At 42.4% G+C, this 11,998-nt stretch carries 8 protein-coding genes and 1 riboswitch; of the genes, 3 read left to right on the top strand and 5 right to left on the bottom strand.

Annotated features, from left to right (window positions below; genetic code table 11):
* Positions 1-18: 18 nt before the first annotated feature.
* The 5 genes from EBQ12_RS03855 to EBQ12_RS03835 all read right to left on the bottom strand — a co-directional run bounded on the left by EBQ12_RS03855 (position 19) and on the right by EBQ12_RS03835 (position 8,102).
* Complete coding sequence (locus tag EBQ12_RS03855; protein WP_125589074.1) at positions 19-876, bottom strand: GNAT family N-acetyltransferase; 858 nt, start codon at positions 874-876, stop codon at positions 19-21.
* A 149-nt stretch (positions 877-1,025) separates the two neighbouring features.
* Positions 1,026-1,961, bottom strand: a complete 936-nt coding sequence (locus EBQ12_RS03850; RefSeq protein ID WP_125589072.1) for an anti protein — start codon at positions 1,959-1,961, stop codon at positions 1,026-1,028.
* A 117-nt stretch (positions 1,962-2,078) separates the two neighbouring features.
* On the bottom strand, positions 2,079-5,507 hold the full coding sequence (gene metH, locus EBQ12_RS03845; RefSeq protein WP_125589070.1) for a methionine synthase: 3,429 nt from the start codon (positions 5,505-5,507) through the stop codon (positions 2,079-2,081).
* Positions 5,491-7,332, bottom strand: a complete 1,842-nt coding sequence (locus EBQ12_RS03840) for a bifunctional homocysteine S-methyltransferase/methylenetetrahydrofolate reductase (RefSeq protein ID WP_008348554.1) — start codon at positions 7,330-7,332, stop codon at positions 5,491-5,493. The genes metH and EBQ12_RS03840 overlap by 17 nt, the downstream gene beginning before the upstream one ends.
* Positions 7,333-7,410: 78 nt before the next feature.
* Positions 7,411-7,529, bottom strand: a riboswitch (SAM riboswitch).
* 81 nt (positions 7,530-7,610) lie between these two features.
* On the bottom strand, positions 7,611-8,102 hold the full coding sequence (locus EBQ12_RS03835; RefSeq protein ID WP_076821901.1) for a YajQ family cyclic di-GMP-binding protein: 492 nt from the start codon (positions 8,100-8,102) through the stop codon (positions 7,611-7,613).
* 226 nt (positions 8,103-8,328) lie between these two features.
* On the opposite strand from EBQ12_RS03835, the gene EBQ12_RS03830 reads away from it, so the two are divergent.
* The 3 genes from EBQ12_RS03830 (at position 8,329) to EBQ12_RS03820 (ending at position 11,958) form a co-directional block, all read left to right on the top strand.
* Complete coding sequence (locus tag EBQ12_RS03830) at positions 8,329-9,177, top strand: CvfB family protein (RefSeq protein WP_017360190.1); 849 nt, start codon at positions 8,329-8,331, stop codon at positions 9,175-9,177.
* Between the two features lie 157 nt (positions 9,178-9,334).
* Positions 9,335-10,312 (top strand): BMP family lipoprotein, encoded by a 978-nt coding sequence (locus EBQ12_RS03825; protein ID WP_125589068.1) that lies wholly within the window; start codon positions 9,335-9,337, stop codon positions 10,310-10,312.
* Positions 10,309-11,958, top strand: coding sequence for a methyl-accepting chemotaxis protein (locus EBQ12_RS03820; RefSeq protein WP_125589066.1), 1,650 nt, complete (start codon positions 10,309-10,311; stop codon positions 11,956-11,958). Before EBQ12_RS03825 ends, EBQ12_RS03820 begins: the two co-directional genes overlap by 4 nt.
* Positions 11,959-11,998: the final 40 nt, after the last annotated feature.

Here is an 11,998-nt window from a genome sequence, read left to right as displayed (position 1 = left end):
CTACAGCTTTTTGATTTTTTATGAAAATGCTTGTGAGGCCAGGAAATAGAGAAGCGCCGGATCGTTCTGCTTTTCGATCCCACGAATCATCATAAAATGTGCGACGTTTGTTTTCGTAAATCCTGCTTCTACAAGTGATGCATGCAGGCGTTCAGCTGTTTCTTCCTGCATATCTATACGAAAGGCGCCAGAATAAGACGTGAGAAGTGATTGAATGAGTAATAGCGCCGTTTGTTCATCGTTTGCTGCAAGCGGGCCAATCATCAGATTAGCTGGTGTTTCCACACCAAACGCGAAGCCGGTGATTTCGTGGTGTTCATCCTTTGCGATCAGTTTAAATGCTGCTCGCTCCATTCGTTTTATTAAGAAGTTTGATCGATTGGTTCCTGCGCCTTTTTCATCCAGTCTTTCAATAGACGGGAGGTGCGTTTCATCAGCGGGAAAAAGATGAATCTGATGTGACGGATGAAGCGCACTAGGGTTTGTTTTTTGTGCTTTGTATGTATGAATATAACCGGCTGTCTGAAAGCCGATTTTTTCATAGACTGGCTGTCCTTGTACAGTAGCCGTTAAAACGACAGGGACACTTGGATCACTATGACGAAGCAGTGTGTCAATCATTTGACGGGCAAGACCGAGGCCTCGATGTGTCTCAGATACAATGACCGCTCCAATTGATGCCACACTGTCATACTGAAAAAGTCCAGCGCATGAAATGACTTGTCCGTCAGTTGTTGTAAAACCGGTAAAATGTCCATTTGTTAAAAGAGATGTGAGCTCTTCCGCATTGTAATCAGGCCAATCGACCTCTTTTGACAATGCGACAAGGTCTGGTATGTCATCAAGGGTTAAAGATCGTTGAATAACGTTTGGCAATACACGCAACTCCTTCTTAGCTGATTTCTCTCTATGTATCGTACCATAAGAACGCATAAGAAAAAGGAAAAGGGGATACCTTTTCCTTCACCGTGTAGACAAACCCTCGCATTTGGTGTCAGTCCTGCGCTTCGGTGCTTTTGTATAGTTTAATAATTGAGGTCACGGTTGTATTCATATTCAAAGGTGAGCTGTAAGTTTTTAATTGAGACAACGCCTACTTTGATTAACCGTCCACCGATCAATTGAGGAACCTCGGTTGCATTAAAAGAAACAAAAAAGCGGTCTTTTGCCGGCACTTGACTTGTTTTATAAGAAGAGATGTCAACTTTTTGACCGTTCCAAGGTACGTTCACTGTTCCGCCTTTTAAGGAAGAGACGGTGAATACATAATTATATGCATTTGTACTACCTTTTTCAGCTTCTAATGACAGGCCAGTGACAACGGCATCCTGCGGCAAGCTGCTTAAATCAAAAGAAGAATTGGGAGATCCGGCTTCATTGAAACTATTCAATGTGGCAGGTGATCCATATCGTTTCGTTGTGCCTTTTTCAATACTTTTATCAAAGACAATACGATACATGTTGTCCTCTTCATTTAATAATTGCTTTGGTTTGACGGCTAAATAGTAGTCAGTGCTTGCGGCAATTTTCGGCATATGGATGATTTCATTTTGGTTGTTTGTTCGCACAGAGGAAGACACGAGTGACCCGCTCTGATTGTAAAGATAAAGATCGAAATCATTTCCAGCTTTCACATTGATGAGTTTGATAGAAAAGCGGCCATCTGCTCCATCAAATTTAGAGCTGGTGAACCTATAAAAATCAATGTCATTCATAGAAGAGATACTACCTTCGTGATATAAATAGGTCTTGTTTAGATGAAGAGAGTGCTGTAAGAATTGAGCTTTGTCCATCGTATCATTGTTTGCATAATCACTGTCTGGATACAGATGCTCCAATTCTTCTGTATAATATTTTGTTTGTTTCGTAGACGTTTCACTTGCTTGAGCAGGTGATTGGAAAAGAGGGCTAGCAATAAAGAGACCTGTAAGCAATAAAACCCCGATCTTCTTTTTGAACATGACAAACATCTCCTTTTAAGTAAATGACTTTCATTTATAATATCGGTAAATAAACTTAATTTTTCATATTTATTCCATTTTTATTTATAAAAAGAACCTCCAATTCAGGAGGTTTTTTTAGTGAACGTTAAAATATCGAGCTTCAGGATGAGAAACGACAATGGCTGAAACGGATGCTTCAGGCTCCATCATAAACCCTTCTGTGAGATGAATCCCGATTTTTTCTGGCTGCAGCAGATGGAATAGTTTTTCTTGGTCTTCTAGATTAGGGCACGCTGGATAGCCAAAGGAATAGCGCTGACCTTGATATTTGGCTTGGAACCGTTTCTCCATCGTGAAATCGACTGGGTCTGGGAATCCCCATTTATCACGAATTACTTGATGCGTTCGTTCAGCCAAGCCTTCTGCAAGCTCAAGTGCTAAAGCTTGGACCGCATGCATTTTTAAATAGTCACCCTCTTGTTTAAATTGCTGCGCAACTTCTCGTATGCGGGCACCAGCCGTCACTGCAAATAAGGCGATATAATCTTTCTCGTTCTCTCCGCTTTTCCGCACATAATCAGAAATAGACCGGTACGGAAGTTTTTCCTGTCTTGGAAATTGGAATGTCTCAATGACGCGGTCAGGCGCTTCTGGATCATAGATATGCAGGTCATTCCGATTTGAATTGGCAGGGAAGAATTGATAGACAAATGCAGGTGCAAACCAGTTTTTCTCTCTGCCTTCTTGAAGAAGATCTGTGATCAGTTGTTTTAACTCCAATGCTTTTGGATGCTGTTCAGCCAAGAGCTTTTTGACCTTTCCTTTTAAACCGAGATGATGGCCGATCAGCATTTGCTCATTGACATAGGGCATAATGTGGTGCAAATCAATATCCCGTACATAATGGCGTTTCGTATTTTCTGGCGTGAATATCGCTGCCTCCGGAAGTGTCGCGCGTTTTTCTAGTAATTCAATCACGGCTTTTGGCTGCTTTGTTTCTTTTTCCTTATGGAGTGTTTCTTGATCCTCTAAGGGTTTTGTTTGAAATTGAAGAGGGTTCGTTCTTAATTCATTCGCTAAAGACAGGCCGTCCATTGCATCTTTGGCGTAAAGGACGGGGCCATCATATTGAGGCGAAATTTTCATCTTCGTAAACTTCCGTGAAAGCGCCGCGCCGCCCACCAAAATGGGAACAGAGATATTTGCTTTTTGTAAATCTTGAGCGGTCAAGACCATTTGCTGTGCTGATTTGACAAGTAAACCTGATAGTCCAATCATATCTGGCTTTTCTTTTTGCACCGCTTCAATCAATGTTTGTGGGGTTACTTTGATTCCGAGATCGACGACGTGAAAGCCATTATTGCTCAAAATGATGTCGACCAGGTTTTTCCCTATATCATGGACATCTCCTTTGACGGTGGCGAGGAGAATCTTCCCTTTGCCGCTTGCGTCCTTTTTCTCCATAAATTGCTCAAGGTATGAAACAGATGCTTTCATGACCTCAGCGGATTGAAGCACTTCAGCTACAATCAATTCGTTTTGATTAAAAAGGCGCCCAACCTCTGACATTCCCTGCATTAATGGTCCATTGATGATATGAAGAGGTGATTCAAATTTCTCCAAAGCAAGGGCAAGGTCATCAATCAGGCCTTCTTTCGTCCCTTCGACGACATAGAGTGCCAGTCTTTCATCAAGCGATAAGGAGATCTTTGGTTTCTTCTCTGTTTTCTTTTTCCCGCGATAAAATTTGGTGAACTCAGCAAGGGTTTGATCATTTGTTTCATAAAGTAAAGTTTCAGCCAGCTTGATTTCTTCCTTTGGAATTGAAGCAAAGCGTTCAAGCTTTTCAGTATTCACGATCGCATAATCAAGCCCTGCTTTGACGCAGTGATACAAATAAACGGCATTCAATATTTCTCTACCAACTGGCGGGAGTCCGAAAGACACGTTACTAATGCCTAAAATGGTGAGACATTCAGGCAGTACTGCTTTGATTCGCTCAATGCCTTTAATCGTCTCTTCAGCAGCACCAATATACTGTTCGTCTCCAGTACCTACTGGAAAGACAAGCGGGTCAAAAATGATATCACTCGCAGGGATTCCATATTTTTTCGTGAGCAGGTCATGGGATCTTACGGCAATTTCAAGTTTTCGATCTGCTGTGACGGCCATCCCTGTTTCATCGATTGTTCCAACAACAAGTGCGCCGCCATATAGCTTGACAAGCGGAAGAATCTCTTCAAAGCGCTCTTCTCCATCCTCTAAATTAATAGAATTAATAATGGCTTTTCCTTGAGAATACATGAGTGCTTTTTCGATGACATGTTTATCGGTTGAATCAATGACAAAAGGAGCTTTCACTTTTTTCATGGCTTCTTTTAAAAAGCCTTCCATGTCTGCTATCTCATCACGATCAGGGTCTGCTAGACACACATCAATGACGTGAGCGCCATTTTTCACTTGAGCACGAGCAATTTCTGCTGCCTCTTCAAACTTTTGTTCTGCGATGAGCCGTTTGAATTTGCGTGAACCAATGACATTTGTGCGCTCACCAACAAAGAGGGGGCGCATCGCTTCTTCATAAATGAGGGGCTCGATTCCTGATACGGTATGCGGTGATGACTCATGCGTCATACTGCGGGGCTGAAGCGGACGTACTTCATCTGACAATGCCTGAATATGTGCAGGCGTTGTACCGCAGCAGCCGCCGACGATATTTAACCAGCCTTCTTTTGCAAAAGCGGCAATTTTTTTAGCAAGCGAAGCAGGGGATTCGTGATATTGTCCCTCTTCATCAGGGAGACCAGCGTTTGGGTAGCAGCTGACAGCCGACTTTGAGATGGAGGAGAGTGTACGGATATGGTCTGTCATAAATTCTGGACCAGTTGCACAGTTTAAGCCGACGCTGATTGGTTTCATATGCTCAAGTGAGATATAAAAGGCTTCAATATCTTGGCCTGCAAGGGTAGTGCCCATCGGCTCAATCGTACCTGACACCATCAGTGGCAGCTCAATACCGGTCGCTTGAAAGGCTTCTTGAATGCCTTTAAATCCAGCTTTGACATTCAGCATGTCTTGACTCGTTTCTAAAAGAAGAGCATCACATTTCCCATCAATCAGGGCGCGGGCTTGTTCTTCATAATTTGCAACGAGCTCTTCAAACGTTGTGCCGCCTGTTACGGATAATGTTTTTGTAGTGGGCCCCATTGCGCCTACTACAAAGCGGGGCCATTCTGGTGTCGACAAACGGTCTGCTTCACGCTTTGCCAGCTGAGCTGCTTTTACGTTCAATTCATAGGCGAGGTGGCCAAGTCCATATTCATCGAGAACGAGCTTCGTCGCACCGAATGTATTTGTTTCAATGAGGTCAGCACTTGCCTCTAGGTATTGCCGGTGAATCGTGGAGATAATGTGAGGGGCTGTGACGTTTAAATATTCGTTACAGCCCTCATACTCTTCTCCGCCGAAATCCTCTGCTGTGAGATCGGCGTTTTGAATCATTGTGCCCATTGCACCGTCAAGGACGAGGATGCGTTTTTTGAGCTGTTCAGTGATAGTTGGCATGGATGTTTGGCTCCTTTTCTTTCTGATGGATGTAAGTTGTCAGTTCTGCTGTTAAATCTGATCGAAGGAAAGGGGTAATTAAATAGATACCATTAAACAATTCGCAAGCTGTATCTAATAAAGAGCGGGCAATCGCTAATCCTTCTGTCCGCTGCTTTTCTTTATCTTCGCCTGCCTTGGCCATAATCTCACGAATCGAGTCAGACAATTTAATGCCGGGAATTTCATGATGAATAAACTCAGCATTTCGGCTGCTTGTTAGCGGCATAATACCGATGTAAATCGGTTTATCCAAATGTCGGCTTTCTTCATGAATCTTCACAAGCTGTTCTTCAGAATAAACAGGCTGTGAGATAAAGTAATCGGCACCGTATTCGATTTTCTTCTCGAGGCGTTTGACCGCTTTATCAATATGACGGACATTTGGATTAAATGCGCCAGCCACTGAAAAATTGGTCTTTTTCCCGAGCGGCTTCCCAGAGAAAGATAGTCCCTCGTTAAATTGTTTGATCAGACGGATCAAATCAAAGGAGGTTAAATCATACACAGATGTCGCACCTGGGAAGTCTCCAATTTTAGACGGATCGCCTGTGATGGCTAAAATATCGGTTAGTCCAAGCGTGTCCAGTCCCATTAAGTGGGATTGGAGTCCAATCAAATTGCGATCACGACATGTGATATGGACAAGTGAACGCATATCAAGCTGCTGTTTTAATAAAGCGCCGCATGCCACATTGCTAATACGCGGGGTAGCTAGAGAGTTATCGGCCAGTGTGAGGGCATCAATGCCCGCACTTTTTAATTCGTTCGCTGCGACGAGGAATTTTTCAAAGTTCAGCTTCTTCGGCGGGTCCAGCTCGACGATAATCGAACGTTTTTTCACAGCCAGCTCGTCAAGACCTGGTTCTGTCCGTTGATCTTGGATGGAAATGATTTCTTCTTTTAATACTTTCACTTCTTTTTCGGTGATAGGTGCTAAATCTTTGACCGCCTCAGCCATGGCGCTAATATGCTGAGGGGTTGTTCCGCAGCAGCCTCCAATGATTCGTGCGCCCTGATTTCTAAACTCAAGTGCACTTTTTCGGAAATAATCATTATCTGTATCATAGACGAGTCTGCCTTCTTCAAGGGAAGGAAGACTACTATTTGGATAGACAGATAAATGCGAATTTTGCAAAAGTGGAACGCCTTCAAGTGCCTGAATCATATGATAAGGGCCTAATCGGCAGTTAATGCCGACGACATCAGCGCCAAGTGAGGATAATTCAGATAAACCGTCTTTTAGCGGTGTACCGTCCTGCAATACACCTTGCTCATGCATGGAGACGTTCATGACAATCGGAAGCGCTGTTTCTTTGCGAGCAATCTCAAGCACGGCTTTTGCTTCTTCAATATCGTAATATGTTTCAAGCAGTAACCCATCAGGCTCTTCATTTAAAAGGATATAGAGCTGTTCTCTAAAGCTCCGTTTAATCTCGTCTAAAGAGTAGGCATTTTTGTTAAATGTTCGAATGCCGCCGATCGTTCCGAGGACATAAGCTGAGCCAGCGGCTGCTTTGGCAATTTGTACAGCTTTTGTGTTAATGCGTTTTGTTTCTTCTTCTAAACCGTAGCGGGATAGTTTAATATAATTCGCACCGTATGTGTTCGTTTGAATAATGTCCGCTCCAGCTTGCACATATGCTTCGTGCACTCTTTTGACTTCATCTTCTTTTGATAAATTTAATTCTTCAAAGCAGCGGTCAATGCCATAAGAGTATAAAAGTGTTCCCATTGCTCCATCAGCAATCAGTACGCGATTTTGTAAGTCTTGTAATAGGCCCATTGGTTTCCTCCTTATTTCTATGTAACAAAAAAAGCCTTCTGATAAGAAGAAGACTTTTTGGCTGTATTGAAATTCTTCTCCTTATCTTCCAAGCAGTTGCTTGCTGGATTTAGCACCTTGGTCATAGAAAATAGATTTCTACTACACCGGTTGCTGAGGCTTCACAGGGCCAGTCCCTCTGCCTCTCTTGATAAGAAAGCGATATGAACATGTCAATGAATTGAACTTCCATCAACTGTATCGAAAAAATCGGAAATAATCAATGGAAAATTTGAAATTTATCGAAAATTTATAAATTGGACGTCAATCGGTAAATCTGCCTTGCGCATGAGCGCCATCACTTCTTGTAAATCATCTTTATTTTTTCCTGTCACACGCACTTGGTCATCCTGAAATTGCGACTTTACTTTTATACCAGATTGTTTAATCAAGGCATTGATCTTTTTGGCATTGTCCTTATCAATCCCGCTAATCAGCTTTGCACGCTGGCGAACGGTTCCACCTAGGGCATGTTCTGTTTTTCCATAGTCAATGTTTTTAGTCGGTACGTTTCGTTTAATCAGTTTTGTCACAAGGACATCCTTTAGCTGCTCCAGCTTGAAGTCATCATCAGAAATGAGAACGAGTTCTTCTTTTTCTAGTGAAATATCACTTTTACTTCCTTTAAAATCATAACGGTTTTTAATTTCTTTCAGTGCTGCTTGAATGGCGTTTTGCACCTCTGGCAGCTCCACCTTCGATACAATATCAAATGAACTTTCTTTTGCCATCACATATGACCTCCAACTATAGATATTGCGTCTATTTTATCATGCCCATAGGGGAAGGAGAAACTTTATCGAAGAGAGATCAGATATATGCGGTATAATTCAAGTACAGTTTGTCCACTTTAGCTAACAGAACTAGAGATGTTCATGATGACAGAAGTATAGTAGAATAAAGTGAATCAAAAGATGAACGAACGCTCTTTTAAGGGCAGATAGGAAGGAAGAGAACATGAGACCAGGTGAGCAACTGACCTTGCAAATAGATAACGAGATGGAATACGGCTACTTTTTAACAGATGGCGAAGATTCTGTTCTCCTACATCGCAGTGAGATGACAGAGGATATTGGAGATCGTGATGAAGTAGAGGTCTACTTATATGTAGATCATGAGGAAAGACTGGCAGCGACGATGAAAATTCCTAAAATCAATGCACATACATACGATTGGGTAGAAGTCGTAGACGTTGTAGAAGATATGGGTGCTTTTGTCGATATAGGTTTGTCAAAGGATGCACTTGTTGCAACTGAACACCTCCCGCCTTTTGAGGAAGCGTGGCCGAAAAAAGGCGACAAACTATACTGTATGCTCAAAGTGACAAGTTACGGGAGAATGTTCGCAAAACCAGCCACTGAAGATGTGATCAGTGAATTATTTACTGAGGCGCCAGAAACGTTAATGAACAAAGAAATTACTGGAACGATTTATCGCTTAATTGCGACAGGTTCTTTTATGCTGACAGATACAGGCGTGCGTGGGTTTATCCACCGCACGGAACGAAAGGAAGAGCCTAGATTAGGATCGACCGTGACAGGACGCGTCATTGCAGTGAAAGAGGACGGAACCGTGAACGTTTCTCTGCTTCCTAGAAAACAGGATGCATTATCTGTCGATGCAGAAGAAATCTTAACTTATATGAGAACGAGAAACGGCGCAATGCCTTACGGGGATAAAAGTGATCCAGAAGATATCCGGGAAAGATTTCAAATGAGCAAAGCAGCCTTCAAACGAGCATTAGGTCATCTGATGAAAAATGATCTTGTTTACCAAAAAGAAGGATGGACATACGAGAAAAAGTGAGCATTTGCTCGCTTTTTTTATTTTTATCATAAATAATGGTTTTTTTCAGTGAAAAAAGTCATGAAAAAAGCTGAAAATCCTTCACTTTATCATTGAAACAATGTCTCTCAAATCCGATAAATAAGGGGTAAGGATGATAAAAGGAGTGTGTTTTTGGATGAAAGTGAAGATTTCATTACTTCTGATGGCAGCGATGATCATGGTACTCGTCTCATGCAGCAATCAGCAGGGAGGACCCCCGGTATCAAATGCGAAGCATATTGGTGTCATGCTGACGGATGATGGTCTTGGTGATCAATCATTTAACGATTCATCATTTAAAGGATTAGAAAAAGCACGTGATGAGCTTGGCATTGAATTCGATTATAGAGAAATTGCAGAAACCGATACATATGAAAAAGGGCTGACCGAGCTTGTGAAAGATGGAAATGACCTGATCATCGGTGTAGGTTTCAGTATGCAAGAAGACTTAGAAAAGGTAGCGAAAAAATATCCGAAAAAGCAATTTTTACTCATTGATGCTGTGTCTGAACTGAAAAATGTCACATCAGTGACTTTTAAAGAAGAGCAGGGCAGCTATTTAGCGGGAGCACTTGCTGCCATGACAACAAAAAGTGATGTCATTGGTTTTGTGGGCGGAGTCGATGCAGAGGTGATCCACCGATTTGAACAAGGCTATCAAAAAGGCGCAAAATCTGTGAATCCGAAAATCAAGGTCGTATCCACGTATGCTGGCACATTTAGTGATGCAGGTAAAGGCAGTAAAATAGCGAAAGACATGATCAAAAAGAAAGCAGATGTTTTATATGCCGCAGCCGGTTATACGGGTGTTGGTGTATTAAAAGAAGCGCAAACGCAAGGCAAATATGCAATCGGCGTGGACAGCGATCAGTATTATACAGCTGAAAAAGCCGTTATTTCGTCTATGGTCAAAAAAGTAGATGAAGTCGTCTATCAATTCAGCGAACAGCTCGTCAAAAGCAGCAAAATCAAAAGCGGGCATATCGTTTATGACTTAAGTAATGACGGAATCGATATGGCAAGAATCCGGGTGCTCAAAGATGCTGAGAAATTGACCAAAAAATTAAATGGACTGAAGCAGACACTTCTGAAAGAAGAGGGGGCAGCATCATGAGCTTACGCATCAAAATTTTGCTCAACTCACTCATTTCACTTCTTTTAGCGGTTGGCGTAATTGCCTTTATTATTGTGAGCATGACAAAAATTCAGTCATCAAGCGAAACAGAAGTTCAAACCTTACTGAACGTACAAAAAACGAAGGCCAGCTTTGAAAGTGTCGAACAAGCCATGACCAATTATTCCATGACCCTTTCAGATGAACAACTAGAGGTCGTTCAAAGCGATATATCGACAGCGAAAAAACAGCTGCAAACGTTAAACAAAAACGCAGGAAATATGAACAAAGAAGCCCTAACACGGTTAAATTCAAAGTTTGACACATGGACGCAAGAAGCAAACAATGCCATTGGTGAAAAAAATGCCTCTGATGCCAGACGAGTGGCTGCCAGAATTGACGGTGTTTTAAACGACGTGCATACGATGAATAAAAGAGCACAAGAAGCGTATGAATACCATTTAGAGGAGGCGGCAGACAATGTGCAATGGATCATCACAAGCGCATCTGTCGCAGCCCTCACACTGATTGTCATCGCCGTCTTTTTAAATATTGGTTTAACGAGATCCATTGTGACACCAATCAAATCCCTTTCTTACCGGGCAAAACAGATTGCCGAAGGAAACCTCGCTGTGGAGCGGATGAACATCAAGCGGAAAGATGAAATCGGCGGATTAAATGAGTCGTTCAATCAAATGACGGATCAGCTGATTAGCTTGATTCAAGAAATCAGCCATGTCTCAAGTCAAGTGGAATCATTCTCGATTCAGCTAGATGATGAAAACAAAAAGCTTATGGAATCGGCCAATCAAGTGTCTGTATCGACAGACGAAATGGCGAATGGTTCACAAGCGATTTCAGAAGACCTTCAGAATGGCGTTAGTTTGATTGAGAAAATGGATTCACATGGCCGTAAGAATTCCGAAAGATCACATACAGTCATCCGTAGTACAGAGGATGCCATTGAAGCGGTGGAAAGCGGAAAGCACACGTTAACAGAAACAAAAGCAGCCATTGAAAAAAATACACGTGCGACGAGACAAATTGAAGAGTCTGCAGGAGAATTCACTCAGTACGCAAGCGGAATCTCCGCAATGGCCAAAACGGTTTCTGATATTGCGGACCAGACAAACCTCCTTTCGCTCAATGCGGCGATTGAAGCGGCAAGAGCAGGAGAAGCAGGCAAAGGGTTTGCCGTCGTAGCGGACGAAATCCGTAAGTTGGCAGATGAATCGTCTCGTGCAACAAGACAAATTTTTGACATGGTGAGTCATATTGAAAAAGGCATTCAATCCATTAGCCAAACTGTACAAGAAGGGGTCAAGCTATCACTTCAGCAGCAAGATGCAATGGACAAAACCTCACACTCCTTTGAAGATATAGAAACAAAAGCACAACATATTAAGCAAGAAATGGCGGTCTTAAATGACCAAATTATTCAATCAACAGAGCTTGGCGGACAAGTGCTGCACTCGATTGAAAATATTAGTGCCGTTGTAGAAGAAACGGCAGCGGGCAGCGAAGAAATTTCTGCCTCGGCAAACGAACAGCTGCAATCTTTCCATCAAATGAACAAACAAGTAGAAGAACTGATGAGTATGACAGCAAGGTTAAACGAAACCGTTCACCGATTTAAGCTATCATAAGAAAAGCACCCTTCCCGTGATGTTTCAGGGAAGGGTGCTT

The sequence above is a fragment of the Bacillus sp. 2B09 genome (genome assembly GCF_003946835.1).
Lineage (GTDB): Bacteria > Bacillota > Bacilli > Bacillales > Bacillaceae > Bacillus > Bacillus altitudinis.
This window is presented reverse-complemented; position numbering and strand designations above follow the sequence as displayed.

Bases quoted from the DNA above. Each gene is read 5' to 3' on its own strand.
- EBQ12_RS03850 (WP_125589072.1), bottom strand. From the start codon at position 1,961: ATGTTCAAAAAGAAGATCGGGGTTTTATTGCTTACAGGTCTCTTTATT.
- metH (WP_125589070.1), bottom strand. From the start codon at position 5,507: ATGCCAACTATCACTGAACAGCTCAAAAAACGCATCCTCGTCCTTGAC.
- EBQ12_RS03840 (WP_008348554.1), bottom strand. From the start codon at position 7,332: ATGGGCCTATTACAAGACTTACAAAATCGCGTACTGATTGCTGATGGA.
- EBQ12_RS03835 (WP_076821901.1), bottom strand. From the start codon at position 8,102: ATGGCAAAAGAAAGTTCATTTGATATTGTATCGAAGGTGGAGCTGCCA.
- EBQ12_RS03830 (WP_017360190.1), top strand. From the start codon at position 8,329: ATGAGACCAGGTGAGCAACTGACCTTGCAAATAGATAACGAGATGGAA.
- EBQ12_RS03825 (WP_125589068.1), top strand. From the start codon at position 9,335: ATGAAAGTGAAGATTTCATTACTTCTGATGGCAGCGATGATCATGGTA.
- EBQ12_RS03820 (WP_125589066.1), top strand. From the start codon at position 10,309: ATGAGCTTACGCATCAAAATTTTGCTCAACTCACTCATTTCACTTCTT.